At 40.9% G+C, this 26,437-nt stretch carries 27 protein-coding genes and 1 riboswitch; of the genes, 8 read left to right on the plus strand and 19 right to left on the minus strand.

Going from position 1 to position 26,437, the window contains the following annotated elements:
- Positions 1 to 38 precede the first annotated feature (38 nt).
- The gene (locus PO903_RS04665) at positions 39 to 374 is read right to left on the minus strand and encodes a DUF1475 family protein (protein WP_273592748.1); all 336 of its coding nucleotides are present in this window, start codon (positions 372 to 374) and stop codon (positions 39 to 41) included.
- Positions 375 to 881: 507 nt separating this feature from the next.
- On the opposite strand from PO903_RS04665, the gene PO903_RS04670 reads away from it, so the two are divergent.
- Positions 882 to 1,817, plus strand: coding sequence for an aldo/keto reductase (locus PO903_RS04670; protein WP_273592749.1), 936 nt, complete (start codon positions 882 to 884; stop codon positions 1,815 to 1,817).
- Positions 1,818 to 2,041: 224 nt separating this feature from the next.
- Here PO903_RS04670 and PO903_RS04675 read toward each other — a convergent pair whose 3' ends face one another.
- From PO903_RS04675 to PO903_RS04710, 8 genes are all read right to left on the minus strand, one after another.
- Complete coding sequence (locus PO903_RS04675) at positions 2,042 to 2,476, minus strand: DUF6526 family protein (RefSeq protein ID WP_069326614.1); 435 nt, start codon at positions 2,474 to 2,476, stop codon at positions 2,042 to 2,044.
- Positions 2,477 to 2,669: 193 nt separating this feature from the next.
- A complete protein-coding gene (locus PO903_RS04680; protein ID WP_069326567.1) occupies positions 2,670 to 3,170 on the minus strand; it encodes a DinB family protein in 501 nt (166 codons plus the stop codon).
- 30 nt (positions 3,171 to 3,200) lie between these two features.
- Positions 3,201 to 4,568, minus strand: coding sequence for a sodium-dependent transporter (locus tag PO903_RS04685; protein ID WP_069326566.1), 1,368 nt, complete (start codon positions 4,566 to 4,568; stop codon positions 3,201 to 3,203).
- A gap of 110 nt (positions 4,569 to 4,678) precedes the next feature.
- Positions 4,679 to 5,236: a GNAT family N-acetyltransferase gene (locus PO903_RS04690; RefSeq protein ID WP_273592750.1), complete on the minus strand. Its 558-nt coding sequence runs from the start codon at positions 5,234 to 5,236 to the stop codon at positions 4,679 to 4,681.
- Positions 5,236 to 5,772, minus strand: a complete 537-nt coding sequence (locus tag PO903_RS04695) for a hypothetical protein (RefSeq protein WP_273592751.1) — start codon at positions 5,770 to 5,772, stop codon at positions 5,236 to 5,238. Before PO903_RS04695 ends, PO903_RS04690 begins: the two co-directional genes overlap by 1 nt.
- Positions 5,772 to 6,095 (minus strand): hypothetical protein, encoded by a 324-nt coding sequence (locus tag PO903_RS04700; RefSeq protein ID WP_273592752.1) that lies wholly within the window; start codon positions 6,093 to 6,095, stop codon positions 5,772 to 5,774. The genes PO903_RS04695 and PO903_RS04700 overlap by 1 nt, the downstream gene beginning before the upstream one ends.
- A gap of 50 nt (positions 6,096 to 6,145) precedes the next feature.
- On the minus strand, positions 6,146 to 6,862 hold the full coding sequence (locus PO903_RS04705) for an oxidoreductase (protein WP_273592753.1): 717 nt from the start codon (positions 6,860 to 6,862) through the stop codon (positions 6,146 to 6,148).
- A 94-nt stretch (positions 6,863 to 6,956) separates the two neighbouring features.
- Entirely contained in the window at positions 6,957 to 7,352 is a 396-nt protein-coding gene (locus tag PO903_RS04710; protein ID WP_069326562.1) for a hypothetical protein, read from the minus strand.
- 120 nt (positions 7,353 to 7,472) lie between these two features.
- A riboswitch (cyclic di-AMP (ydaO/yuaA leader) is annotated at positions 7,473 to 7,666 on the minus strand.
- Between the two features lie 393 nt (positions 7,667 to 8,059).
- On the opposite strand from PO903_RS04710, the gene PO903_RS04715 reads away from it, so the two are divergent.
- Both PO903_RS04715 and PO903_RS04720 read left to right on the plus strand, forming a co-directional pair.
- The gene (locus tag PO903_RS04715) at positions 8,060 to 8,518 is read left to right on the plus strand and encodes a hypothetical protein (RefSeq protein WP_137224019.1); all 459 of its coding nucleotides are present in this window, start codon (positions 8,060 to 8,062) and stop codon (positions 8,516 to 8,518) included.
- Positions 8,519 to 8,559: 41 nt separating this feature from the next.
- Positions 8,560 to 9,219, plus strand: coding sequence for a universal stress protein (locus PO903_RS04720; protein WP_502921664.1), 660 nt, complete (start codon positions 8,560 to 8,562; stop codon positions 9,217 to 9,219).
- A 99-nt stretch (positions 9,220 to 9,318) separates the two neighbouring features.
- On the opposite strand, the gene PO903_RS04725 is transcribed toward PO903_RS04720, so the two are convergent.
- The gene (locus PO903_RS04725) at positions 9,319 to 10,167 is read right to left on the minus strand and encodes a GNAT family N-acetyltransferase (protein WP_161594279.1); all 849 of its coding nucleotides are present in this window, start codon (positions 10,165 to 10,167) and stop codon (positions 9,319 to 9,321) included.
- Between the two features lie 228 nt (positions 10,168 to 10,395).
- Between PO903_RS04725 and PO903_RS04730 the strand changes: the two genes are divergently transcribed.
- Positions 10,396 to 11,085, plus strand: coding sequence for an SDR family oxidoreductase (locus PO903_RS04730; RefSeq protein ID WP_273592755.1), 690 nt, complete (start codon positions 10,396 to 10,398; stop codon positions 11,083 to 11,085).
- A gap of 132 nt (positions 11,086 to 11,217) precedes the next feature.
- On the opposite strand, the gene PO903_RS04735 is transcribed toward PO903_RS04730, so the two are convergent.
- Positions 11,218 to 11,511 carry a hypothetical protein gene (locus tag PO903_RS04735; protein ID WP_273592756.1) on the minus strand — a complete coding sequence of 98 codons (294 nt, stop codon included), beginning with the start codon at positions 11,509 to 11,511 and terminating at the stop codon, positions 11,218 to 11,220.
- A 36-nt stretch (positions 11,512 to 11,547) separates the two neighbouring features.
- A complete protein-coding gene (locus PO903_RS04740; protein WP_273592757.1) occupies positions 11,548 to 13,128 on the minus strand; it encodes a DUF4153 domain-containing protein in 1,581 nt (526 codons plus the stop codon).
- Positions 13,129 to 13,773: 645 nt separating this feature from the next.
- Between PO903_RS04740 and PO903_RS04745 the strand changes: the two genes are divergently transcribed.
- Positions 13,774 to 15,579, plus strand: coding sequence for an ABC transporter substrate-binding protein (locus PO903_RS04745; protein WP_273592758.1), 1,806 nt, complete (start codon positions 13,774 to 13,776; stop codon positions 15,577 to 15,579).
- Positions 15,580 to 15,826: 247 nt separating this feature from the next.
- Positions 15,827 to 16,177, plus strand: a complete 351-nt coding sequence (locus PO903_RS04750) for a KGG domain-containing protein (RefSeq protein WP_069326554.1) — start codon at positions 15,827 to 15,829, stop codon at positions 16,175 to 16,177.
- Positions 16,178 to 16,272: 95 nt separating this feature from the next.
- On the opposite strand, the gene PO903_RS04755 is transcribed toward PO903_RS04750, so the two are convergent.
- From PO903_RS04755 to mmuM, 3 genes are all read right to left on the minus strand, one after another.
- Positions 16,273 to 17,274 carry an asparaginase gene (locus PO903_RS04755; protein WP_069326553.1) on the minus strand — a complete coding sequence of 334 codons (1,002 nt, stop codon included), beginning with the start codon at positions 17,272 to 17,274 and terminating at the stop codon, positions 16,273 to 16,275.
- Between the two features lie 67 nt (positions 17,275 to 17,341).
- Entirely contained in the window at positions 17,342 to 18,757 is a 1,416-nt protein-coding gene (locus PO903_RS04760; RefSeq protein WP_273592759.1) for an amino acid permease, read from the minus strand.
- 93 nt (positions 18,758 to 18,850) lie between these two features.
- Positions 18,851 to 19,843 carry a homocysteine S-methyltransferase gene (gene mmuM, locus PO903_RS04765; RefSeq protein WP_273592760.1) on the minus strand — a complete coding sequence of 331 codons (993 nt, stop codon included), beginning with the start codon at positions 19,841 to 19,843 and terminating at the stop codon, positions 18,851 to 18,853.
- Positions 19,844 to 20,225: 382 nt separating this feature from the next.
- Between mmuM and PO903_RS04770 the strand changes: the two genes are divergently transcribed.
- Together PO903_RS04770 and PO903_RS04775 are read left to right on the plus strand one after the other, a co-directional pair.
- The gene (locus PO903_RS04770; RefSeq protein ID WP_241669389.1) at positions 20,226 to 21,356 is read left to right on the plus strand and encodes a glycoside hydrolase family 88/105 protein; all 1,131 of its coding nucleotides are present in this window, start codon (positions 20,226 to 20,228) and stop codon (positions 21,354 to 21,356) included.
- 166 nt (positions 21,357 to 21,522) lie between these two features.
- On the plus strand, positions 21,523 to 22,488 hold the full coding sequence (locus PO903_RS04775) for a serine hydrolase domain-containing protein (protein ID WP_273592761.1): 966 nt from the start codon (positions 21,523 to 21,525) through the stop codon (positions 22,486 to 22,488).
- Positions 22,489 to 22,530: 42 nt separating this feature from the next.
- On the opposite strand, the gene PO903_RS04780 is transcribed toward PO903_RS04775, so the two are convergent.
- From PO903_RS04780 to PO903_RS04795, 4 genes are all read right to left on the minus strand, one after another.
- Entirely contained in the window at positions 22,531 to 23,076 is a 546-nt protein-coding gene (locus tag PO903_RS04780; RefSeq protein WP_069326548.1) for a DinB family protein, read from the minus strand.
- Positions 23,077 to 23,160: 84 nt separating this feature from the next.
- A complete protein-coding gene (locus tag PO903_RS04785) occupies positions 23,161 to 24,093 on the minus strand; it encodes a helix-turn-helix transcriptional regulator (RefSeq protein WP_273592762.1) in 933 nt (310 codons plus the stop codon).
- A gap of 174 nt (positions 24,094 to 24,267) precedes the next feature.
- A complete protein-coding gene (locus PO903_RS04790) occupies positions 24,268 to 25,629 on the minus strand; it encodes a nucleobase:cation symporter-2 family protein (RefSeq protein ID WP_273592763.1) in 1,362 nt (453 codons plus the stop codon).
- Positions 25,623 to 26,255: a xanthine phosphoribosyltransferase gene (locus tag PO903_RS04795; protein ID WP_273592764.1), complete on the minus strand. Its 633-nt coding sequence runs from the start codon at positions 26,253 to 26,255 to the stop codon at positions 25,623 to 25,625. Before PO903_RS04795 ends, PO903_RS04790 begins: the two co-directional genes overlap by 7 nt.
- Positions 26,256 to 26,437: the final 182 nt, after the last annotated feature.

Below are 26,437 nucleotides of genomic sequence, written 5' to 3' on the forward strand. Positions count from 1 at the left end.
GCTCTACCATTTAGCTGTGCATTTCACTTCATTGCCTATTAGTGTCCTATCACTCGTTTGCCATAAAAGAATCGATTCCAATCCCCATCACTATGACGCAACGCTAGATAAATATATAGCGACGTAGAGAAGTTACCCAAACAAATACATAATACGATCCAAAGAAGCAATCTCCAACCCGATTCTTTGCGAAAAATCATCCAAGAAATAAACAAAATCATCCCTACATAAAAATCGACCAAAACCAACCGACCCCATAACAAGGACAACAACATTTGCCCTTCTAGCAAAACATCCCCAAACACAGCCCCATACACATTACTGCAAATCATCACAAGAAATAAAACCAAACTCAACACCTTAGCCGTTTTCATTTATCCTCTTCTCCTACCTTCCCTAACGTACATGTTCATTCCCTATACGGATCAATGAACATATTTCACAACCATCTTCTTACAATCTATTTATCTAACTTACTCTATACATACTTTTATTTTTACTTTATACCATCTATAAATATACTCACTTCTATATCCATTCTTTTCATCTACTCTTTTCCTTACTGCGCCTCCCCTTCATAAAGGAAGGAATCATAAGCATCTGTTTTAAATTACCCCCCTCCATGCCTCCTAGCACAGAGCGCAAGAAAATAATTTATTCTGAAAGTCGCCTTTGAAGTCAAATCCCGACTGCTTGTCAGTCATTCAAGGGATTAGACTTCACCAGCGACGGCAAGAACAAATTATTTTCTGGAGCGTTCCCCTACCCATCATAAAAACCAATGATTTAAAACCAATTATCCCGATATTTTAACTCCACATGATATTCTGTTAAAATAAAAAGAGTAATCAAGCAAAGCGATCAAAGGAGCTGAATGAATCATGACTGAAAAACAACAATTAGGTAAAAGCGATCTATGGGTAAATCCAATCGGACTGGGTACGAATGCGGTTGGTGGACATAATCTTTATCCTAATTTGGATGAAGAAGTCGGTAAAGAAATGATCCGTACTGCACTCGCAGAAGGTATCAATTTTCTAGACACTGCATTCATTTATGGGCCTAAGCGCTCTGAAGAATTGATTGGTGAAGTGCTGCAAGAAACAGGTAAACGTAGCGAAGTCATTATTGCGACCAAAGGCGCTCACAAATTCACAGATAACGGTGACGTTGTGATTGATAACTCACCTGAATTTCTACGTTCAAGTGTAGAAGACAGTCTCAAACGCCTACAAACCGATTATATCGACTTATTTTATATTCATTTTCCAGACGAACATACACCGAAAGATCAAGCTGTAGCTGAACTGAAAAAGCTAAAAGACGAAGGCAAAATTCGAGCTATTGGTGTGTCTAACTTCTCGTTAGAACAGTTGAAAGAAGCGAACACAAACGGCGATGTGGACGTCCTTCAAGGTCACTATAATTTATTCCATCGGGATGCTGAAAAAGATCTGTTACCGTATACGGCTGCAAATGGAATCACGTTTATTCCTTATTTCCCACTTGCTTCCGGTCTACTGGGTGGTAAATATACCAAAGACACCAAGTTTGATGATATTCGTGCCAAAGATCCACTCTTTACAGGAGATGCATTTATAGAAAATCTGGCAAAAGTAGATCAACTTCGTCCGATTGCACAGTCCAAAGGTGTGGATGTCGCTCATATCGTACTGGCATGGTATCTGACACGCGATTCGATAGATGCAGTCATTCCGGGTGCGAAGCGTTCGGATCAAGTCAAAGACAATCTCAAAACATTACAAGTCCAATTAACACCGCAAGAAATAGAGCATATCGATTCGATTTTTAGCTAAATGAATATCGTCATCTAATCATTATAATCGAAGTCAAGTACCTGCATTATGTGTAGGCACTTGGCTTTTTTAGTGTTTTCTAGCAACGATATATGACTGGCTACTTTACTTCCCTTCACTTGCATATACAAAAAAAAGCCGCTCTATATCGAGCGACTTCTGGTCTGTATTTCATATGATTTAGAACTATATCGTATGTGGATATGCATCTGATTCAGTGTAAGTTAGATACGCATCGTATCTGGACGCCAATTCGTAATCGCATTTTCGATATCTGAACCAGATAGATTCTGACTGGCTGCACGTTCGCATAAGGCAGGGAATTCTTCATCACTTGCATAACGAAGCGCTATAATTTGAGATTTGGATAGACGAGAATCCAATTCTTTTCCAGTTAAACGGAAATAGCGGAATTGCTCCTCAATGCGTACAATTCGATCCTGCGTTTTGGTCGCATAGACTCGAATTCGTGGAATAGCGAAAAATAAACACACCATTAATATCAATAATAACCATGATAACAATACATGCTCATCATAACGAATCGCTTCTACCCAGTAGATTACAGTAAGTACAAACGTTACTAATAAAAGAGGCAAAGCCACAAAATGATACGGCCAATCATAACGAATCGATTTCTTTTTCGGTGGTGTTGCCATGATTACACATCCTTTTCCTACTGCAAATGTATTTCCCATGTATTATTACACCAATCACTGGAAATATTATCATGTTGCGTAAGAAAGATATGTTCATTCGCAATCAAGCTGGACAACACCACCTTGAATTAACCCCAAAAAGTAACCCAACGAAATCTTACATAAAATGATGAATATGATCAGAAATAAAATCTTACGCTGGATATCCTCCACCTGGTGGTGGCCATGCGCCAAACAAGCGACGTAACAATACAATTTCACCCAAATGATACGTATTATGAGAAGCAATATTACGCAACAATCCAGCAGCCGTTTCGCCCGGGAAATAGACTAATGGTTGTTCCAAATTCATTGTACGCGCTAATTCACACGCATAATCGATCCCTTGAAGAAAACGATCCAAAACATCTTGCCATGTCGCTTCATCTACTGCTTGTACTTCAGTCGGCCAGCTTTCACTAACATTCGCAGGCATTTGAGGCTTTTCACCTTTAAGATGAGTTAACATGAAGTCTTGCCAGTAATTCATATGACTAATTAACTGGTAAATGGTATATGGAGAATTCTCCAAAGATCGACCTGATAGTTCTAAATCGATATCTGATAACGCACGTGCAATCGGCAAATGCCCTCTTTCTCCGATCAAAGATTGCACTAACGCTTTGGAAAAAGCTTCTTGTGAAGAAATAGTCATGAGAGTGCTCCTTTGATTGTTGTATTCAGGTTATTCTGGTTGGATAATCCCTACCGAATATAAGAAAATCAGAATAATTAAGATCGGTGCCACATAACGTAGAATAAACATCCATGTGTCGTACCAGAAGCCAGATATTCCTGCTTCTTCTCCTGCACGTTTCCATGCATATCCTGTAAAGATCGTGACAATAAATCCACCTACAGGCATCAAAATATATGAAGTCACAAAGTCGAATAGATCAAAAATACTTTTGCCATCTAATGAAATAAAGCTAAGCACACCGCCTACAGATAATGCAGCAGGTACACCTAGTATAAAAGAAAACACACAGACGAGAATAGCTGCTTTTTTACGAGACCAATTCCATTGTCCCATCGCATAAGCTACAGGTACTTCGAGAATAGAGAAGCACGAAGTGATTGCCGCAATCGCGAGCAATAAGAAGAATAGACCTCCAAAAAAAGCACCTAAAGGCATTTGTGCAAAAGCAGCAGGTAAAGCCATAAATGCTAGCCCTACACCTTGATCTGGTTTTAATCCATAAGAGAATACGGTTGGGAAAATAATCAATCCTGCTAAAAGTGCATAGAATAAATCGCCTGCGCCGATCGCAAGCGCTGCTTTACCTAAAGATTGCTCTTTGCGTACATAAGAACCATACGTTAACATACAACCCATCCCTAGAGATAAAGAGAAGAATGCATGTCCTAATGCTGTTAAGATCGAAGCTCGGCTTAATTTAGAAAAATCAGGTGCTAAGAAAAATTCTACCCCTGCTCCTGCACCAGGTAACGTCAATGAACGGAACATTAAGATGAGCAAAATCACCAGAAATCCCGGAATCAGAATCTTGTTGTACTTCTCAATTCCACCCGATATCCCTTTAGCAATAACAATACCTGTAATTAGCATCACAACTGCTTGCCAGAATAACGGTGCATATCCACCTGCAAAATTCGTAAAGGCTGCTGTAAAATCAGTATTCACATCAGATAGACTACCGCTAAAAGATAAAACGGTATAATGTAATGTCCATCCTGCAACAACACCGTAATAACACATAATTAGAAATGACGTAACGACAGGAACAGTACCAATCCATTTCCAATGCTTCTTCCCTGTAATGTTGAAAAGCGAAGCCGCAGCATTACCCCGTCCACTTCGACCAATAGCCATTTCTGCTAATAAAATCGGTAGACCTACTACAATCAGACAGATAATAAACATCAGGAAAAAGGCAGCTCCACCGTATTTACCTGTGATATACGGGAACTTCCACATATTTCCTAACCCTACTGAACTACCAATTGCTGCTAAAATAAACCCGCTTGTTGAAAAGCGTTCGATCTTGCCGCTGCCTGTACTTGATGAACCTGAACCTTCTTTTTGTGCCATAGGTATACTCCTTATGAATAAAGTGAATTATGCCTATGTTACACAAAACGTTATATATTGTCCATGAAAAGAAAGTAACAATTTGAAAAAAGTCAAAAAGGGCTACTTTTTCATTGATTATTAAAGCAATAAGACAGCAATTGTTGCTGATCTTCGTCGGTGATTTCCTGCTGACTGTACTGGCTGTCTGTATATTGTGACAATACATGATTCCAGAATGATTGAGCATGGCTATTTCGTGAGGATGCATTGGTCTGTAGCTCCCAATCCCCTTTATATTGGTCAAAAATGTGACTAGCGGCTTGCCGGGCAACACCTTGTCCACGAAATGGACGCATCACAAAAAACTCATTTAAATAGTACTGCGCCTTAGAACCATCCGGTAAATAAGGAGCCGTCGCTATTAACGCAAAGCCAGCTGGTACGCCATTCACACGAATAATCCACGGATAAAGAACGCCTGGATGTCGCCACCAGATCAGAAAAACATCGCTTTGTTGATGAAGGGTCGCATATTCTTCGTCGTCAAAAATACCTTGCGAGTTCGGCAATCGTTCCCAGATCTCTGACAGATCATACAGATAATAAGGATACATATTGCAAATGATATGCGCTTCTTCTTCACGGCAAAGAGTGATCTGGATAAGGTCTGTATGATTATCGCTCATTACGTTCCCCTTTCAGAATGCTCTTCTGGATTGAGTCGCCATTCGATGATCAAATAATCGCTATATTCCCGCCGTATAGTGGCTCCACAGCGGTCGATATAGGTATGACGTAATTTAGCATAGGAACGTTCGCTTTTGAATAGATGAGCAGAAAGTAAACGGTAGCCTTGAGTGGTTAACGTATCTCGCAATACCGTAATAACAGGAACGGCTAATTTCAAATCTTGATAATTAAAATAAATCTGAAAATCACTAATATAGACAGCATCAAGCCCTTGTGTGATTTCATGAGGATCATCGTCTGATTCGGTAGGCTTGGATGCTTGCGAATACGTCACTTTCAAATAGCCGATCAATACCATCGACACAGGAGACTCAGGCTGATCGATAGCTGGAGTCGCAGAAGGTTCTACTGCACGTACATAGATATTGAAGCTATGCGAGTGAGGTTCAAAAGCGATATAAAATTCGCCAATCTCACTGCTGGATAAAGGGATATATCCATCTGGTATAGAGTATGTCTGCTCATTATTCATTATTTTTGTAGAAACTGAATCGTAAACTGAATCGCTTCTAACGCTTCTTGTACAAACGCTTTATTTTCTTTTTCCCATTCATTTGGATCATCCATAAAAGAGTCATCTAACCATTCTTCTAATCCAGTCGCTATTTTACGGCGCTCATTCGGTTGTGCTGGAGCTTTACCACGTAACGCTTGAATTGCACTGCGCATCACTTTGCAGGAAGATTGGATAAATGGATAATCGTCTTTATCCCATGCTTTGGCATTATCCATATCGTAAAAAGAAATCCATTTTTCGATCGTTGAAGCTGCTTGCTTAGGTTCTAATTGAGGCATATTATAATTCTCCATTTCTATAATTGAACTAATACGTACAAATGATGACGTCAACTCCGTTTTTTAGTAGAAGAAGTCGTAGGTTGTGATTCATCGGCAATCCGCTGCAAACGATCTGAAAGATACACATGCGATCCGGGTTTGGCGGTCTGTGCAATTCGATACATCGCTAGAGCGACTGCACTTGCTTCTATTCCCCGATATTTACGAAGAGGACCCACCATAAGGAAAGATAATGCCTGAGAGATGACAGTGCCAAATTGCTCGCCTGCACGGCTATCTTTACGCTTACCAAGCAATAAAGATGGACGAATCAACGACAACGAGGTATATCCAATCTGTTGTAATCGCTGTTCCAGTTCTCCTTTGATCCGTGTATAAAAGATACTGGACTTCGGATCGGCCCCCATAGAACTGATAACGATAAACTGTTTGGCTCCTTGCTCATACGCAATCTGCGCTACCGCAAATGGATAAATAACATCAATTTCGATCATCTGCTTCTGTGTTCCTGCTTGCTTAATCGTTGTTCCCAGACAACAGAATACATCATCTGCTTTCATATCCGCTCGATAATCTTGCAATTTATTGTAATCCACCACAACCTGTTGCAACTTCATATGTTGCAGTTGTTGCACAGGTTGGCGGACAAGAGCAATCACTTGAGTGTATTCTGTACTTTCTAATAACTGGCGCAGCAACTTTTTGCCTACTAGACCTGTGGCTCCTGCGACTAATGCTGTTTTACCGATCACGATCATCTCCATTTCTGCGCATCGCCTTGATTCCCTATCTTCTTCATTATCAAGATATCATCAGCAAATTGCAAAATAAAATGAGCGATCGATCTACAGCCCCTTTTTATAACAAAAAGGAAGCACTGCTCCCATTCGTATGAATAATGTAATCGGCGCCCAGTCCACGATAAATCAATCGGGATTGGTTGCCTTCTGTAATAACATAGAGTTGCTGTGATGACCATGTTCGGCAGATCTGGATATAACGACAACAGAGCGGTAGACTGCGTTCAAATAAATAAATTTTGCCAATCTTCAACTCTGGAATCCGCCATAACTCTTGTCGCTGTGTGTCGATCACTAGCACATGTTCAATCCCCATTTTCTGATATCGAAGTTGATCGGCTTGACTGTTCACGATCACTGCAAATGGAATCTTTTTCACTTTTAACAATTGCATAAATTGCTCCCCTGCTACAGTAGCCGGTGATACCAGTACAAATTCCTGCTCATATTCCATCCTTGTTCGCGCTCCTCCACCCATTGTAGACAACAAAAAAAAGCCGTTAGAAGAGGACCTCTTCATCAGCTTCTAAGACAAGTGCCTGCGGCATCTTATCATGGCGTAGTTGATTATTGTCGTCTCTCTTATTGCAGCTTACGAGGTTAGCTGACGGATTCGGAAGTAAGAGTCTCCCTACAGAGTTATCGGTCTTCACCAACTGCTCTGATTCACCCCTGAATAGCTCACTAGCATAGTGTCTATTCTTATGGTTCCCCCGCTGATTGAAAGGTCTATTGATACCCTTTTCAGCCATTAAGCTGTAATGAACTTGAAAGAAATCATACGCCCGCTCTTTTCGTTTGTAAAGCAGTACTGAAGCTCGCTATATTCGGATATAGAGCAATCCAGTCGATTGTAGGGTTCTAATGTTCTATTTCCTTCATCTAGCGCTGTTTTACTTTCTTTTACAGGATAAATGGATAAACCGACGCATTGATGAGTATACAAGACATTACCGTATGAATGAATAGAATGAATCCGATTACATGGTTGTTTTCACAGATATATGATCTTTTTAATACTCAGGTCTGATTTTACTTCTTTCTCTGAGCGGACTATGATTGCTAACAATATCTGACATCAAGTATACCGTTATAGACAGATACACGGATCGTGATTGGATTAGGCAAAGAAACATCATATTAAAGGAGCGTAGATTTTTGATGAGTCTGTTATCGGCCATTTCACCTGTTACTCATGCGGTATCCACTAGCAACACATCTGTCCATGTTATTCATTCTATTGAAGTATTTCAGTATGATAATCGCCGTCTAGCCTTACCTGAAATGGATGGCTATCTACACTGTGGGCTGTTAAAAATCGCAAGTCATGGAGTTACAGGCTGGGCGGAATATTCATTTACAGATCAAGTTCAGCATCTGGATCTGGTGAAATGGAGTCGAGTATTTACATCACTCAAAAAATGCCCTCTAGATCAAGCACTTTCTCATATCGATCAGCAGCAACAGAATTGGGGAAGTGTACGTAGTCAGGTTGCTTTAGAAGCATTGACTGAACTGCGGATTCGACTACAAGATTCACCTGATGTGTGGACATCGTCAGATGCGCTTATTAATCATGCTTTTTTGTTAGATTACACCATCGCTTATTATTCCTTTTGAACAATTCTGGTTAATGGATCATAACTACGAAATAAAGGAGTGTGCCTTTCTTGAATTCTGAAAAGATTATGGTGTGTGTGTATTATGGGCCCAATGGAGAACGGTTGATCAGGCGTGGTATTCATTTATCTCAATTGATTCAGTCCCCACTCTGTGTACTCAGTGTGATTGATCACCCGATCGATGAGATGGATCAGCAAGAAGAGAAATATGTAGAGGCATGGTGCAAATTGACCGAAGAAGCAGGAGGTACATTTGTCCTTTTAGAAAGTCATGGACAAGAAGCTGCTGATATTATTGCTTCAACTGCTCAAAAGCATGATGTGACGCAATTGATTATTGGACAATCTGCTCAGACACGCTGGCAAGAAATCATGAAAGGTTCTATCGTGAATGATCTATTGGAAAAGTTGGGAGCGATTGATCTACATATTGTAGCCGTACAGCGGATGCAAGCGCAGTTAGAAGAAACGCATGAAGAAGGTGTAGATGTAGAAGTCGTTCAGACCACACGCGGCTATGAAATCGCCTATGAGACACATGGTCGACCGATCGTGATCGAAGGTATCTTTTTCAAAGACATGCATACTGACTTTGATAATGGATTATTGAAGCTATGTATTAACGGAGAATATCAGTATCTGAAAGTATTTAAAGGCAAATTAATGGATGAACTTGTGCTAGAACCACAATCGCTGTGATCTAGTCCAACAGGATAATGCCTACCGAAAATAACCTGTAGCCCTCTAAAAAGAAGGGGTTGCAGGTTATTTGACACTATTGCTATAAGAAAAGCATGTTTATTTTGAGATTAAAGGAGGATCTAACACATCGCGAAAGCGAATATCAATTACTTTTCCTTTGATCGCAAAGCCAACATTACCATAGGTCTGATTCGAAGAAACTTGCGTCTGATCTGTATATAACATCGCTCGTCTTCCCTCTTCATGCAGTACACCGCATATCGCTGCAATAATCGCTTCGGCATAACCTTGATCTCTATGATGAGGTGGCGTATAGACACCATTAATTCGTGCATAACGAGGAGAACGATGCGCAATACTTGCAGTAGCCACAGGTTGCCCATCGACTATCCACAAGTATGTATTTCCACTTCCTACTGCACGAGCCGCTGCATGTGCATAATCTTTGGCTGCAATCTCAACACCGAATTCTTCATCTGCAAATTCGCACATATATTGTGCAATCACATCTATATGCTCAAAAGCAGGCTTGATCATTTCACCAGCAATATGACTAAGCGATCTGACTTTGGTACAACTATGTGACTCAATACTGGCATGAAAACGGCTATAGATCTTATTCACATCTTGATACGATGCTGCGAATAATTCAGCAACCGCTGGATCTCCAGTAATTCCGCAGAGAACAGGATGCTGATTGCGATATAAATGATGAACTAATTCCTGTATTAATAGACGTCTGGCTTGTATTGCAGGTATAGGAGAAATCCATAACCATGCATTATGACCGGGTGACTGAGCAAATATCGCCCGATGATCTTCTGTTTTGAGCAGCATAGCCTCAGGTGAATCGATAATATGATGAATCAGATTGTAAGGAACCTCATCTGCCAGAAAAAACTCTTGCTTCAATACCTCATCATCTGGATCAAATACTTGCCACATTTTCAAATCCTCCTGCCAATGTTGCTTCATGACTTAAGCACACTATACCATACAAACCGGATGAGAAAGACTTGAAACCCCCTTTTTAAACCTTAAAAAGATATTATTATTTATTTTAAAATATTCTTTTCAAAGTATAAGCTTTCTCACTGTGCTTCTTATATAGACATGATAATGTTGACGTATTCCCTTCCACTATCTCATATCAATAAAGGAGTTTATTGAATTATGAAAACAGGATTCGTTGTCATTACAGGTGCATCGTCAAGTATAGGAGAAGCCACGGCTCAACTTTTTATTGCTAAAGGACATAATGTGTTGTTACTTTCTCGCCAGGAAGACCGTTTAAAAGCTTTTGCTGGTCGTCAGGTGATGAAAGCGATTATTGATATTACAGATCGTCCGGCACTCGATCAAGCGATTGCTGAAGCTGAAGAACATTTTGGACCTGTCAAAGGAATAGTGAATAATGCAGGTCGGATGTTGCTTGGAGATATTACGACTCAAGATCCTGCTGAATGGCAAGAAATGTACAATACGAATGTGATTGGACTTCTTAACGGCATGCAAGCAGTACTACCGTCTATGATCGAACAAAAGTCAGGTACGATTATCAATATCAGCTCAATAGCAGGTAAAAAAACATTTGCAGATCATGTCGCTTATGGTGGGACTAAATTTGCAGTTCATTCAATTAGTGAAAATGTACGTGAAGAAGTAGCTCCGCACAATGTACGTGTTGTAACGATCTCTCCAGGATTGATTGAGACTGAATGGAACGATCAGACCACAGGCGAAAAAGCCAAACTTAACTTAATGCCTCAAACGATTGCAGATACGATCTATTTTGCATTTAGCCAGCCACAAAGTATTAATATTCGTGAGATTGCACTAGCTCCCACTCAACAGCAAAGTTAAATCAGTTCTACTATGTGCTCCTTAAGCTCAAAATTAGACTTATACTATAGATATATATTTTGATATAACATTAGAACCAGACATAGCAAAAAGCTCTCCTTATTCTCTGGAGAGCTTTTTGGACGTGATCTATTAATGTGTTATACCGACAATCGTCACATCAGCAACATATGAACCTGCCCATAATAAAAAGGTAAACCCTTCTTCTAACGGATCATCAGGATCAGTAAGAAATTGGACTTCTGCATACGTATCCCATGAATCAGGTAGCGATTCGGTAATACGTATCTGAATTGTCCATCCTTCTTCTGTAGGATCGACTTTTGTATGCGATAGATCGAGATTAAGTTGTTGATCAGTTAACCATTTCTGCTGTGGCAACGACGTTGGATCTATATTCCATTCGATCAATGCTTGAGTCACCATGTTATTCGGCTCCTTTTGTTCTGTTCTATATTAAATTTATGAATGTACATCGTTACGAAGTGCACGTATCGCCCGATAGTCTGCCCAATTAATGGATTGCCATGATTGTTCTTTTTCAAATAAATAAGCTTTATCCTGACGGAATGTCTGATACGTCTCGGGTAATAATGTAGCTCCTCGCTGTAACAATACAGGAATCGCATCACTGGATAGTCCATTTAGATATTCGAAATCAATCTGCCCTGTCTGCTCATACCGATCTAGATTCTGAACAGCGATGATTCGATCCATGCCTACATAATTGACTACGACATAAGCAGTAAGCGCAAGCACGATATAGCATTTAGCAAGCGGTAGCTTTTTCCAATAAATACGCAGACCAGCCACCAACAACAGTACCCCGAGAAAGATCATAAACGCATGAACAAGAAACCGTATATACGTATAGCCATACGCTTGTTCATATACAATAAGACGAGTAAAGGCTGAATATAACATCACTCCAGAGCAAATAACCAAAATGTACAACATACTATTATTGATATGACGCAAAATGCGATGACTTTCTGCCATATAGAGCAGTACACATACCATAATTATAAAGTTGAGCGAAGTGACCATCACCAATTCGACAAATCCACTACGAGCATATTCTGCATACGAACTTCCATCAGGAATCTGCCCTTGTCCTGCGCCAAATAAATACGAGAATTGGATCACTACAAACAGCACATACACGATATTAATCAAGATCAATATTGTTGCCATAATTATAGGATCAATACGTACAGGCTTACGCTGAACCGAAGGATACGCAGACAATGGTTGAGGCCCGTATACGGTCGGTGTCGATAGAACTGCCCCTGTTGGAGTGGCGGCTGAAGCAGGTAAAGGATGTGGTCTGTAATTCGCTACAGGTGGATACAGATAAGGTTGAACAAACCCCCATAAATATCCGAAAAAGATAAACCCACCAATAACAATCCAAAGTAAACGGAAACTTCCTTCACCAAAAGACAAGCTATCGATCCAGTTCGGTAATGTTGATAATAGATCACCAAAAATGCGATCAGCGGATGTTAGCAGACTGATAATAATCAAAAGTAACGGTAATGCGATCACCAGACCGATTAGGATTTTAGTGATAATTTTCTTTTTTTCATTTTCCATTTTGCTTATAGCGACATTTTTGAGTATTCGAAAAGGGGTGACCCAATGTCTTACCGATTGCGGAATTAGATGATCCAGTGCATCAACAATCAGCATCGGTTGATACCATGTTAATCGACGATGACTAAGCATATACGCCAGATGAAGAAAGATCAGACCGGGTATCATCAATGCGTTCAGCACCATAAAGACCGGATTCGTAAATAATCCATACGTCAAAGACAGCAAAATAATCACCGTCATCGAAAAACGGCTAAACCATGTCCCTTGCCGTAACTTATCGCCTGCATAAGTATACATATACAAGTAAAACAAAATAATAAAGACTGGATACGAAATCCCTAGCTGATGTCCATAAAATAAATACTGATGCACTGTAGCAAGCCCCAAAGCACTAAGTAATGCTATCCAAGTCCGATGCTTCGCCACAATCAATTTCTCATACATGTTAAATCTCCTTTTTTGGAGCAATAGCCTTGCGCTCCACAGTTTGTCATTTGTTAGCTTACTAGCAACCCCGTTATGTTCTATGATGTTCTGTAATGTTTCGTTATGTGTTTTTTGTTGCTCCTATCATCTATCTATTCCTCTAGCCCTTTTTATAAGATGAGATAGCCCTGTTGTTATATTTATTGTAGATGATAAAATACGAAGATAAAGAGAAGAATAATTCTATAAAATTTCCTATTTTATTTTATCATCATCTATCTAAAAAAGATGACTAATCAAACCATTCATTCGTACTCCCATATACATCAGCAACTCTTAAATTCTAAAAATTGAATCCTAACCTAAATATCTAAAAACACTTATTCTTTTTTAATACTTTTACTGTTCTTACTATTCTTAATCTTTCTCTTACTTTTGAAGGCTCTCTTCCCTCCTGCCCACCCCACTTTACAATCATTCGGGTGTCTCCATGCTCGGAGCGGAGGGAAAGGAATCGTCCATAAGAAGCGAAGCGTTCGCCTTTGTAGCCGGATTTTGACCGCTAGAGCGGTTGTTCAGAAAATCCGGCTACAACAGCGATCGGCAGGACGATTCCTTTCACGGAGCGTACTTTCAGCATGTAACCCAAGGAGTGTAATCCCCATGAAATTACATCATCAGTTTTTATTGTTACATTCGCAGTATGGTCAACATATCGAAGTACAGATCACATTAGATGAGCTAGCCACAACGTTTGAATGCACACATCGTAATGCTCTAAATTTGATCACACGGATGGCAGAGCAAGGTTGGATCAAGTGGAATTCACAACGTGGACGCGGACGACGATCGACACTTACCTTTTTAATTCAACCCGAAGAAATTGCGATTGAGTCTATGATGCAGACCATTCAGCGCAAAGATATTCAGCAGACCTTAACCGAGATCCGTCAATATGCCCAATCTTCAACGTTGGAAAATAAAGTACAAGATTGGTTGTTTGGATATTTCGGCCCTCATTCAGAAATGCAACGTAATCGTCAGGTGGATACGTTGCGCTTGCCAATTCGTCAACAGATTCATACCGTTGATCCGCTGTATATGAATTTGCTGGCAGAGTCTTTTGTCTCTAGCCATATCTTTGATGGATTGGTACGGCAAGCTTCCCATACACAGCAGATTATTCCGCATCTGGCACATGATTGGGAAGTCAACGAATTACGGACAGAATGGACGTTTTTTCTCCGCAAAGAAGTCATGTTCCATCATGGGCAAATGATGACAGCCGATGACGTGGTCTATACTTTTCAGCGATTAAGACAGACTTCGCAACCGATGCTATATCGCTTTATCGCCAAACAAATAGAATCGGTACGAGCGCTCAACAACAATACGGTACAGATCATTTTGAAGCAACCGAGCGAATTGTTTTTGCCTTTTTTATGTACCAGTCGAGCGGCTATTGTGCCTAACGGATTGAATCGACGGGGAGAAGAATTATTTGGTGTAAAACCAAGCGGTACAGGGCCTTTTCGTATGATCGAAATGAGTAAAGATAACTGTGTACTGGAAGTGTTTAAGCCTCATTTCCAAGGTCGAGCGCATCTGGATCAGGTAGAAATTATTCATATTCCTTGGAATGTCGCACCCGATCAACTAGAACAGCCGGATCGCCAATCTCCTTTTCATATGATGCATCAGCATACATCCAGATCGTCCTCAGAACAAGGCGCATGGAGTCAGATGCATTCACCGGTCACGGTACGCAAATTTGTTACGTATAATACGCGCAAAGAAGGACTACTTCGTGATCCGCATATTCGTGCTCATATTAGCCAGTGTCTACAATTAGCACGTGAAACAGAGTCTGGAGCTCTCACTCATCCAATCGCTAACGATAGTTCCTCCTCCTTGTCTGATGATCTTTGGACTCTGCAAAGTAGTGCTAATCCTACCGCCCTTCTACCGGAACTGAATCCAGAAAAGATAGTGCAGATATCGACTACATCATTACGTATTTTGACAATTCCACAATATCGCAAAGATGCACGCTGGATCGCAAATACGTTACAGCAAGCTGGATATCAATGTACTGTCGTGTCTACACCTGTTGAGCAATTTAAAGGTAGTGTGCGGATGGAATCTGATCTAATTGTCTTCTCACTGACACGGGATCAAGATGAACAATTGCGACTATTTGATCTATATCGCACGTTAGCAGGTCATGTAGAACATCATACGGTTATTGATATTGAGACACTGTTAGAACAGATTCAGCGTCAACCGGATCCGTTAATACGTACTCAATATTTTCAGCACATTGAAGATCGATTAATTTCTGAATATCAATTGCATATTTTATACGAAAAGCCTTTTCAGACGACCTATTTACCTTCTGTTCGTGGTGTTACATTCAATAGTCAGGGTTGGGTTGACCTTCGTCACATCTGGTTTCCACCGAAAATATAATTTAAGAATTATTTTTTTGTTTTTTTGAAGAAAAACTGAAATTCATTCAAAAAATCCGGTTAATAATAATGTATAAAAGCTTGATACCAAAGCATTTATAGTCGTATATAGTCACCAACCAAGCTGATGATATCCATTTATTTACCAATAAAAAGAATAAAATGAAATTTTTAACATTAAATAAGCTGGTTAATATAATATCGTAGCACCATATATCTTAAAAAATTTCAGAGGAGTGAATTAGAAAATGGCAAACAACAAGAGCAACAACGACAACAACAACATGAGTCGTGAAGAAGCAGGTCGCAAAGGTGGAGAAGCCACTTCTAACAATCATGACAAAGAATTTTATCAAGAGATTGGGCAAAAGGGTGGAGAAGCCACTTCGGAATCGCATGGCAAAGAGTTCTATGAAGAAATCGGTAAAAAAGGCGGAGAAGCTACTTCAGATTCTCATGATAAAGAGTTCTATCAAGAGATCGGGCAAAAGGGTGGAGAAGCTCGTAGTGATTCCGACGGTAACGATGGCAAAATGAGCCGTGAAGAAGCAGGCCGCAAAGGCGGAGAAGCGCGTGCGAAACAACGTAACGATGACTGATTTGCGTTACAGATGTAAAGTGAGAAGATTATAGAATAGAAAAATACCTGTTTCCTTTAATAGAAGGAAGCAGGTATTTTTTATACATATTGATATTATTGAGGAATTGTAATTTCATCTACATAATTGGTCGCCATCATGCGCTCTACTTCAGCTGGAGTGGTGGTCTGACCCAGTACCCACATCATTTTGGTGGTCAGTGCTTCTGTGGTCATATCGTAGCAAGGAATTACGCCTTTTTCGAGTACTTTCTGTCCGACTTCATAGATCGTCAGGTCGCCACCTTCATACAGACATTGAGTGGTAACCACGATACTTATTCCGCTTTTGACCAATTCTTCGATCTTGTCGATCAGATTGATTTCTTTGAAAGGCACACCGCCCATACCGAACCCTTCGACAATAATACCTTTATAACCTAACGCTTTGACTGCATCGAAAATATCTGGTTGCATCCCCGGAATTAATTTGATCAAAAATACATTCGGTGAATAATGATCATTGTATACATGCCCGGTTGGACGAATACTCTCAGGAATCTCATTATATACAATCGTATCTTCTTCCAGATACCCGATATAGGGATGGTTAATACTTTCAAATGCATTGTAACTTTTGGTTCTGACTTTGGAAGCACGAGCGCCGTTAATAATTTTGCCATTGAACACGACAAACACGCCAGATAATGCTGTAGCTGCTGTACGGAACGCATCTTTGATATTGATCCGTGAATCACTATGCTCTGCCAGTACAGACACCTGCGACCCTGTAATGACTACAGGCTTATCGAGTGCCCCTAACATAAAACTAAGTGCACTTGCTGTATATGCCATCGTATCGGTACCATGCGCAATGACAATCCCATCATAATGAGGCAAATGTTCATGTACCGTCTGCGCGATAGTCACCCATTCTTCAGGTTGAATATTGGTACTATCGACGCTCATGAGTGTCATCGCTTCAATTGTACAAATATCTTTCAGTTCAGGTACAGCGGCAACGATATGTTCTGCGGATTGAGTGGGTGTAAGTCCCCCACCTTGTTCGCCTGAAGAAGAGATAGTACCGCCTGTATTAATAAACAAAATATTTTTCATTATTGTAAGTCCCTTCGCTGTTCTTGTACCGCTCCATTAGCCTTGCTTTCTGTTTTCAGTATATCACTCAAACTGCCTTTTTTCCTCTTCTATTCTGGATATAATACGCTACATAACACAGAACCATAAAGGCAATTCCGCAATAAAAAGCAAGACTTTGATTCGGGTCAAATGCAATCCCGATACACGAAGCTAGACATAGTACAAAAGCAGCAATCGGCACAATCGGATACAATGGTGTCCGGTACTTCAGTTCACTTAACTGATGCCCTTCACGTATAAATTGCCGCCGGAACATAAATTGAGAAGCAGCGATCCCCATCCAGACCACCACGACAGCAAATCCGGATACCGAGACCAAGAAAATATAGATCGTATCTGGTGCGACAACACTCGATAACAGCGATAATCCACCGCCCACCATACTAATAATCATCGCATTCAGTGGAATCCCTGATGAAGTGAGACGTGAGAATAACGAAGGTAACATTTTTTCTTTGGATAATGACCATAACATCCGTGAAGAAGCATATAATCCTGAATTAGCCGCAGACAGTAGCGCTGTAATAATCACAAAATTCATAATATCTGCCGCATAAGGAATCCCTATTCGATCAAATACAATAACAAATGGGCTCTCAATCACTCCTGCATCTCTCCACGGGATCAATGCTGATAATACAAAAATCGTTCCTACAAAAAAGATAATCAATCTTCCTACTGTAGCTTTAATCGCACGCGGAATCGTTTTGTCAGGGTCTACACTTTCCCCTGCGGCTATCCCGATCAGTTCAGTACCGGAAAAAGCAAAGTTAACGGATAACATCGCCATAAAGATCGGCAAAATGCCATTCGGGAAAAGCCCTCCATCACTGGTGAAATTGCTGAATAGCGGTGCACTTGCGCCTGCTTCTCGCATCGGAATCACTCCAAAAACAGCGGCTCCGCCCAGTATAATAAACAGTAAAATAATAGCTACTTTGATACCTGAAAACCAGAATTCGGCTTCTGCAAAAAAGCGTACCGAAAAGGCATTTAATAAAAACACAAGCAGTGCAAATACACCACTCCACATCCATACCGAGGTATCCGGGAACCAGCGTTGCATCAATAACCCTGCTGCTGTAAATTCAGACCCCAGTGCGACTGTCCATGTTAACCAGTACATCCATGCGACCATGTAACCTGTACCCGGTCCGATAAACTTGGCGGCATACGCATGAAAAGCTCCTGTGACAGGCATATGTACTGATAGTTCTCCCAGACAAAGCATCACTAGATATACGATGACAGCGCCGACTAGATAAGCAAGAATCGTTCCTAGCGGTCCTGCCTGGTTAATCGTATAACCCGAACTTAGAAATAACCCTGTTCCGATTACTCCACCTAATGACAGCATCACAAGGTGGCGACTTTTCATTTTGCGCTGAAATGTACCTTCTTCTGTACCTGTTTCTTCCACTCGCTCTTGCTCTAATGCCATCGTACCCCGACCTTTCATCACCTTATCTATATAGAGATTAATTGAGAAATGGTATAGCGACCAAATATCAAACCTTTGACAGATAAGTATAGATTAATACAACATACTTTCTTTAATTTGAGCAATATCATTCGGCGTAGTACGACAACAACCACCGATTAGACGTGCGCCTTTGGCATACCATTGTTGTGCTTGTTGTCCATAATTCTGCTCACAAGAAGCACCATGCCATGTTTTGGTTACAGGATCATACTGCTCACCTGAATTTGGATAGACCACAATCGGCTTATCTGTGCTTGTCGCAATCTGCTCAATCAATGAAGGAATATATTCTAATGCTGTACAATTGACTCCTATCGCTGCTACTTGCTCATGAGCATGTAACCATTTCGCACAGTCAGCTATAGATTCGCCACTACTAATATGCTGTCCGTCTTTAGCACTGAAGCTTATCCATGCATACGAACCCGGGAACTCTTCCAATACTTTGACAATCGCACGGGCTTCGACCAGACACGGAATCGTTTCGCAAGCTAGAATGTCTGCACCGGCTTCGATCAATAACTGAATACGTGGACGGTGAAAATCGATCAATTGCTGTTCATTCAGATCATAATCTCCTCGATATTCAGAACCATCGGCTAGAAAAGCACCATAAGGCCCTACCGAAGCGGCAACTATTGGCTTAGGACGATCATAATCATCAGTCGGTTGTAACGTATCTGCTGAACCTTCGATCGGTTGCTCGGTACGATATTTCTGTACATAATGTGCCCAGAATTGATCACGTGCTTCTACCGCAAGCTGAACTGATTGTTGAATAAGATGAATCGCTTCTTGTTCTGTTAATCCTTTTTGGACAAAACCTTCAATCGTAGCTTGATAGCTAGCTGTGATCGCACAGTCAGCACCTACCTCAAAATATTCACGATGTACATCAGCAATCCATTCCGGATTTTCTAGTAATAATTGAGCCGACCACAGACTATTATTGAGGTCAGCACCTCTGCGTTCTAATTCGGTTGCCATCGCTCCATCCAGCACCATAAACGGAAAGTGTTGCAAAATATATTGTATAGGGTTCATGTTTTACTCCTTTTATGCGGTAATGTGAATGAGTCTGAACGTATTTTAGATGATTATATCCTCTTTGTAAACCTTCATCTCTATTCGCAAAATACGCCTTGCATCAGGCTCGTTTTCTATTTGAAAGACATATCATATACCAATTCAAAAAGATCTGCTGTAAAAAAATGTTGTAAGCCTTTTCATAAATGATGTAAAATAATGTTAGCTACATGTTTATCGTTCTTTATATGAAGCAGGTCAAAGCAATTATGTTTTTCCTTAAGAATCAAAAGGTTGTAGATCATTTTTGTTCACGTTAACATTTTGTCGGAGAATACTCTTTGTAGATGGATATGGAAACCGTATAGAACACAAATTGATGATCGAGGTGAATGATGGAATGACAAGCACAGTATATGATGTAGATACGATCCAGAATTGGGCGGCACAAATGAGTGATTCCGTAATAAAGCGTAATCCTGAATTGAAGCATAAATGGGAATATGATAATGGTGTTATTTTCAAAGGCATGGAATTAGTCTATGCATTGACTCAAGATCGCAAATACTTAGATTATATTCGTACTAATATGGATTTCTTTATTGAAGAATCAGGCGGTATCCGCAGTTATCGTGTAGATGAATACAATATCGATCATGTGAATAATGGAAAGTTATTATTTCCTCTTTATCGTGAAACAGGAGAAGAGCGATATCGCCAAGCTGCTGATTTGCTACGTCAACAGTTAATGAAGCATCCTCGTACCAGTGAAGGGGCTTTCTGGCATAAGCAAATTTATCCTTACCAGATCTGGTTAGATGGACTGTATATGGGTGCTCCTTTTTACGCGGAGTACATTCGTGAATTTGCAGATATCAAAGACTATAGCGATGTTACGCAACAATTCAAATTATGTTATCAGCATACCCGTGATGCGCAGACAGGACTGCTTTATCACGCATGGGATGAGAAAAAGGAACAACCGTGGTGTGATCCTACAACCGGTCTATCCAAAAACTTCTGGGGACGTTCGATGGGCTGGTTTGTGATGGCACTGGTGGATGTACTGGATATTTTGCCAGAAGATCAGGAAGATCGGGCAACGATTATCCAGATGCTGAGCGAAACGATGGAAGCACTGATGAAGGTGCAGGATCAGGCAAGTGGTGTCTTTTATCAAGTGCTGAATCTACCTGATGCCAAAGGCAATTATCTAGAAGCTTCAGCTTCGTGTATGATTCTGTACGCCGTTGCTAAAGGTCTGCGTAAAGGATATCTACCCGAGCGCTATCAAGTCAAAGCCGAGCAGATTCGCAAAGGTATTATCGAGGAATTTATCACGATTACAGAAGAAGGTCTGATTAACCTCAACAAAACCTGTCAGGTGGCTGGTCTAGGTGGCAAAGATAAGCGTGACGGTACGTATGCTTACTATATTAGCGAACCGATTATCTGTAATGATCCGAAAGGAATCGGTGCTTTTATTCTGGCAATGGCTGAAGCGGAGCTGTTGAATAAAACTGCTCAATAAATAGACTTTAAGCAGATAAAATTAATAAAGTATACTCGAGTATTCATAAACAAATAGTACGATAGAATAAGCGTTGTGAAGCCGTAACGATTCTGTTATCGCTTCACAACGCTTATTTTTGTTTTATGATGAGAAGAACAATGATCTCAAAGGAGGGTCCTTTTCTATGCCATTTATCGATACTGCACCGCTCGTCAATCAACTGGTTGAGCGTGAATTATATAGTTGTCTGATCGTCCAACATGGCGTACAGATTTTAGATTACTACCGTGAACCTGACAAGAAAGAGATTCCACTCAAAATCAATTCGTGTACCAAAAGTATTCTTTCTAGCTTGGTCAGTATCGCTATCGACCAAGGGATTATGCCTGCTCCAGATACAGCGATTTCTACCTTTTTCCCACAGCTGCATACAGACCCTGATCCACGTAAAGCTCAGATCACGATTGAGCAGTTACTGACGATGTCTGCTGGGTTCAACTGGACGGAATTTGGAGGACAGCATTCTTTTCCCACGATGAGCAAAACGTCCAACTGGATCGACTTTGTGCTTTCTCAACCACTTGTGCATGAGCCGGGTACTGTGATGGAATACAATTCCGGTTGTTCTCAACTATTGGCGACTATTCTGGCACAGACTTCCGGTCAATCGGTTGCTTCGTTTGCTGAACAGCATCTGTTTACACCACTGGGTATTACTGAATATGTCTGGGAGACTGATCCTCAAGGTGTACACACAGGTGGATTTGGATTGCAATTGCCTCCATCGGCTATGCTACAATTTGGGCTATTGTATTTGCATGAGGGCAAAATAGGCAATCAACAACATATTCAGTCTTCTACGGTCGAACATGCTACAAGCCCATTGATTGCTGTAGATAGCCCGCAAAAAGCTCATTACGGTTGGCATTGGTGGCACTCTTCTTTTACACTGGACAGTCAGCCTAAAGTCGATATTCCGTATTATTATGCTTTAGGATTCGGTGGACAATATATTGTCGTTGTTCCTTCTTATGAATTAGTCGTCACCGTATCCGCAGACCGCTTCAAGCGCAAACGCACACCGCTTGATGTATTTCGTGATTTTGTAGTGCCTTTGCTGGAAAATGTAAACAACACGACTGCGAATTGATGCTGTCGTGTTGTTTTGCTATTCATCTATAAGATTGTTTGCTTATACGGTCATCCCCAGAAATTGATCTAACCGATCTTTCTGAAGCCAGTGATGACGGTAATGCATCTCAATAATCGCAAACCATTCTGTAGCATTTAATTGCCCGAATCTTGGATGAGCTACTGTATACTGCGGATCGGTTGTCGCTAACAAAGGTTCTATTGCTCTCATGCGTAATCGTACTTGCTCTAATCCTTCTAGCAATTCAGCTTTGGTATGCGGTTGTGTAGGTGTGTACATAGGCGAAGCAGGCACTTGAACACGAATCGGTGGAAAGCTTCCCATTGCTATAATATGTTCGCCTGCATGTGTTTTGTACGTTGTCTCTGTGATCGCTTCTCCTGCTTGCTGACGCTTGATACACGTATCAATATTCGCCAGATGCATACGTTGTGCAGATTGTATCAAATGATTATACATTTGCCCGAGTGACCACTGCTGTGGATCGGGTTGTAAGGTTAGTTGTTCGATACTGTACGGTTCCAACGCTTGAATATACCGCTCTACCTCTTGTTCAAATTGTTGCAATATGGTTTGGGTGTTCATCTAATATCCTCCTTGTGCGCTTAGCGATTGATCTAAGCGACTCATTTGTATCTACTATACAAAAACGCTACTGACACCATATTGTCAGTAGCGTTTTAGCATATTATTTATTTTTTCAATCATATGTTGGCGCAGCGATTCAGGTTCTAACACTGTCACCGAATCTCCCCAGCTTAATATCCAATAAAGCACATCTTCAAAGTGGCGTACACGCATCGTCACTATAGTATATTGCTCTTGCGGTTCGATCGTTTCCATATAAAAGTGACCGACTTCCTGAATACGTTCTGTCATATGAGATTCAAATTGTAGACGTATGACCATATGACGATGATCTGGTGGTCGATATTCCGCCAATTTGAAATCTTCTGGCATCATAAAATGTTCATCTAATTCAACCAAATCCGATAGACGAGATAGCCGAAAATGGCGAATATCCTGCCTTAGTTCACAGTAAGCTACCAATACCCAATGATTCATATTTAACGCTAATCCATAAGGACAGACGGTTCTTGTAATAAACTGCTGATGTGGTTTGCTATATCCGAACTGCAACTTACGCTTTTGTACGATCGCTTGTCCTATCGGTTCTACATATTGCCGATCATCGACGGTATATAAAGTTTGACGTTGCGCTAATAACCGAATTCCTTCACGAATTGGGTCTGATTGTTCCCGTACTCTTTCTGGTAAAATCGATTCGATCTTACGACGAGCAGACTCTGCATTATGACGATAATGTTGTCCGAATTGCTGTTCTACAAAATCGGTACCTAGCAATAATGTGACCGCTTCTTCTGCCGTAAAGTGAATCGGTGGCAAAAAGTACCCTTCGCTTAACGAGTACCCTTGCCCCGGAGATCCCAGCAACGGTACACCCGCTTCACTCAGTGCTTGCATATCCCGATAGATCGTTCGGACACTCATTTCAAAAGTAGCTGCCAAATCTTCCGCACGTATCCATGATCTACGCTGAAGCTCCAATACAATCGCTAACATGCGTTCTGTTTTATTCATCTGCTTCACCTCATCCGCTCACAATATAATGGCTACAGATACTATACTGTATTTGCTTGCTTTGACCAACTGTTAGCTGAGCACCTATGTATTTTTAACGATGACCGAACAACAACAAAAAACCGTTACTGCCTTTTGCACAGTAACGGCTGATATCTTGTTATCATTTATCGTTTAGGTGGTTTGTGAAGAGATTCCTGCTTTCATCTGCGTGCTATCTCCTGCATCTGAAGCCATTCCACTGGTTGTTTCATCTTCTTCAGCGTTGTCAAACATTTCGCCTTTGCGCGATAAAATAATATTTAGCAGTACTGCTGTGATCGAACCGGTCACGATTCCATTTTGCAATAATGTCTGTGCAAAGCTTGGCAGTTGTCCGAACATATCTGGCAATACTGCTGAACCTAATCCGACAGCAATACTACATGCCACGATCATCAGATTACGATCATTACGCAGATTCACTTCAGACAGAATCGAGATCCCCGATGCCGCTACCGATCCGAACATCACGATCATGGCTCCGCCTAATACAGCATTTGGAATAACCGTCGTGAGTGCTGCTAATTTAGGCAATAAACCAAGTACGATCATAATACCCGATGCCGCAAAAATCACATTACGTGTTTTGACTTTCGTGAGCGAGATTAGACCTACATTTTGAGAGAATGCTGTATAAGGGAAAGCATTGAAAAATCCGCCTAACATAATCGCAAGACCTTCAGAACGTAGTCCATTGACGATCTGCTTTTGCTCCACTTTCTGTTCAATCGCTTTACCAACAGCAATATATACTCCTGTCGATTCCACCATACTTACAATATTCACAATCACCATCGTGACAATCGCGGTTAAGCTAAATTCCGGTATGCCGAAGTAGAAAGGTTGAGCAACCCGTACCCACGAAGCTTCGCCGACTGATCCGAAATGCACCATGCCCATACTGTAAGCGACCACAGTACCAACAAATAATCCAACCAATACCGAAATCGAGCGTAAAAATCCTTTAGCCAAACGATTCACCAATAAAATCACCAATAACGTTATCAGGGCTAGCATTAGATTGCGAGGTGCACCAAAGTCACTGCTTCCTTGTCCGCCTGCTACATTGTTCATCGCAACGGGAATCAAAGACAATCCGATAATCGTTACTACCGAACCGGTTACGATTTTTGGGAAAAAGCGAAGCAATCGACCATACAGTGGAGCGATCAAGACCACGAACAGTCCAGATAAAATAATCGCTCCATAGGCGGTGGCGAGATTAGAGGTTGAAGCAATCGCAATAATCGGGCCTACAGCAGTAAATGTACATCCCAAAACAACAGGTAATCCACTACCAAAATAACGTGTACCCAGCACTTGTAATAATGTAGCAATCCCGCACGTAAATAAATCGGCGGCGATCAAATATGCCATTTGTTCAGCAGTCAGATGAAGTGCTCCACCCACAATAAGCGGTACAGCAATCGCTCCTGCATACATCGCCATGACATGCTGAAGCCCTAATGTAAATATTTTGCGTCTACTTAACATGAAGACTCCTCATTTCTAAAGGCTACCGTTACCAGATCAGGTACTAGTGGTGTCTCATCAATAAAATCAACATGCTCTGGAGACATTGATGAAATACGTGCTAACGATTGAATCGGAATCTGGCGTTCTTCCAGTAATCCTCGTCCTTCCTGGAACGTCTTCTCAATCACACAACCCACACCAACCAGTGTCGCTCCTGAAGCTTCTACGATATCAGCCAAGCCCACTAGTGCTGCTCCAGTCGCTAAGAAATCATCAACAATCAAGATGCGATCTTCTTTATTGAGATAACTTTGTACAATCGTGACCTGATACGTTTCTTGCTTGGTAAAAGAATGTACAGATGCCGCATAGACCACATCTCCTTGAGTGATTGCTTTTTTCTTTTTGGCATATACAAAAGGGACACCTAAAGCGATTCCTGTTGCCATCGCAAATTGGATACCGCTTGCTTCAATCGTTAATACTTTAGTAATCTTCTCATGGGCGAAAAGCCGTGCAAATTCTTTGCCGATCTCCACAGCTAATGCTGTATCTACCTGATGGTTAAGAAATGAGTCCACTTTCAATACTTTTTCGGACAAAATCTGTCCTTCCTGACGAATCCGTTCTTGTAATGCTTTCATATGGTTTCTCTCCTTTAGAATAACAGTGCGATTTGAGGGGGAAATAAAAAAAGACAGACCTCCTTGAGTGATTGCTCTCAAGTGAAGTCTGTCTGTATCGATCATCTATAATCATCATGTCCAATTATAAAAATACGATCTGCATAACAATGTATTGATCCAAAGCGAACGTTATCGCAATG

Source organism: Paenibacillus sp. PK4536, assembly GCF_028594455.2.
GTDB lineage: Bacteria > Bacillota > Bacilli > Paenibacillales > Paenibacillaceae > Saccharibacillus > Saccharibacillus nuruki.

What these genes read in the sequence shown, in the direction of transcription:
- mmuM (WP_273592760.1), bottom strand. Translation starts at nt 19,843, where the DNA reads ATGAACCCTATACAATATATTTTGCAACACTTTCCGTTTATGGTGCTG.
- PO903_RS04695 (WP_273592751.1), bottom strand. Translation starts at nt 5,772, where the DNA reads ATGAATAATGAGCAGACATACTCTATACCAGATGGATATATCCCTTTA.
- PO903_RS04760 (WP_273592759.1), bottom strand. Translation starts at nt 18,757, where the DNA reads ATGGCATTAGAGCAAGAGCGAGTGGAAGAAACAGGTACAGAAGAAGGT.
- PO903_RS04745 (WP_273592758.1), top strand. Translation starts at nt 13,774, where the DNA reads ATGAAATTACATCATCAGTTTTTATTGTTACATTCGCAGTATGGTCAA.
- PO903_RS04740 (WP_273592757.1), bottom strand. Translation starts at nt 13,128, where the DNA reads ATGTATGAGAAATTGATTGTGGCGAAGCATCGGACTTGGATAGCATTA.
- PO903_RS04735 (WP_273592756.1), bottom strand. Translation starts at nt 11,511, where the DNA reads ATGGTGACTCAAGCATTGATCGAATGGAATATAGATCCAACGTCGTTG.
- PO903_RS04785 (WP_273592762.1), bottom strand. Translation starts at nt 24,093, where the DNA reads ATGAATAAAACAGAACGCATGTTAGCGATTGTATTGGAGCTTCAGCGT.
- PO903_RS04665 (WP_273592748.1), bottom strand. Translation starts at nt 374, where the DNA reads ATGAAAACGGCTAAGGTGTTGAGTTTGGTTTTATTTCTTGTGATGATT.
- PO903_RS04675 (WP_069326614.1), bottom strand. Translation starts at nt 2,476, where the DNA reads ATGGCAACACCACCGAAAAAGAAATCGATTCGTTATGATTGGCCGTAT.
- PO903_RS04755 (WP_069326553.1), bottom strand. Translation starts at nt 17,274, where the DNA reads ATGAAAAATATTTTGTTTATTAATACAGGCGGTACTATCTCTTCTTCA.
- PO903_RS04795 (WP_273592764.1), bottom strand. Translation starts at nt 26,255, where the DNA reads ATGAAAGCATTACAAGAACGGATTCGTCAGGAAGGACAGATTTTGTCC.
- PO903_RS04780 (WP_069326548.1), bottom strand. Translation starts at nt 23,076, where the DNA reads ATGAACACCCAAACCATATTGCAACAATTTGAACAAGAGGTAGAGCGG.
- PO903_RS04790 (WP_273592763.1), bottom strand. Translation starts at nt 25,629, where the DNA reads ATGTTAAGTAGACGCAAAATATTTACATTAGGGCTTCAGCATGTCATG.
- PO903_RS04705 (WP_273592753.1), bottom strand. Translation starts at nt 6,862, where the DNA reads ATGGAGATGATCGTGATCGGTAAAACAGCATTAGTCGCAGGAGCCACA.
- PO903_RS04715 (WP_137224019.1), top strand. Translation starts at nt 8,060, where the DNA reads ATGAGTCTGTTATCGGCCATTTCACCTGTTACTCATGCGGTATCCACT.
- PO903_RS04690 (WP_273592750.1), bottom strand. Translation starts at nt 5,236, where the DNA reads ATGAGCGATAATCATACAGACCTTATCCAGATCACTCTTTGCCGTGAA.
- PO903_RS04775 (WP_273592761.1), top strand. Translation starts at nt 21,523, where the DNA reads ATGCCATTTATCGATACTGCACCGCTCGTCAATCAACTGGTTGAGCGT.
- PO903_RS04670 (WP_273592749.1), top strand. Translation starts at nt 882, where the DNA reads ATGACTGAAAAACAACAATTAGGTAAAAGCGATCTATGGGTAAATCCA.
- PO903_RS04680 (WP_069326567.1), bottom strand. Translation starts at nt 3,170, where the DNA reads ATGACTATTTCTTCACAAGAAGCTTTTTCCAAAGCGTTAGTGCAATCT.
- PO903_RS04710 (WP_069326562.1), bottom strand. Translation starts at nt 7,352, where the DNA reads ATGGAATATGAGCAGGAATTTGTACTGGTATCACCGGCTACTGTAGCA.
- PO903_RS04730 (WP_273592755.1), top strand. Translation starts at nt 10,396, where the DNA reads ATGAAAACAGGATTCGTTGTCATTACAGGTGCATCGTCAAGTATAGGA.
- PO903_RS04725 (WP_161594279.1), bottom strand. Translation starts at nt 10,167, where the DNA reads ATGTGGCAAGTATTTGATCCAGATGATGAGGTATTGAAGCAAGAGTTT.
- PO903_RS04770 (WP_241669389.1), top strand. Translation starts at nt 20,226, where the DNA reads ATGACAAGCACAGTATATGATGTAGATACGATCCAGAATTGGGCGGCA.
- PO903_RS04685 (WP_069326566.1), bottom strand. Translation starts at nt 4,568, where the DNA reads ATGGCACAAAAAGAAGGTTCAGGTTCATCAAGTACAGGCAGCGGCAAG.
- PO903_RS04700 (WP_273592752.1), bottom strand. Translation starts at nt 6,095, where the DNA reads ATGCCTCAATTAGAACCTAAGCAAGCAGCTTCAACGATCGAAAAATGG.
- PO903_RS04750 (WP_069326554.1), top strand. Translation starts at nt 15,827, where the DNA reads ATGGCAAACAACAAGAGCAACAACGACAACAACAACATGAGTCGTGAA.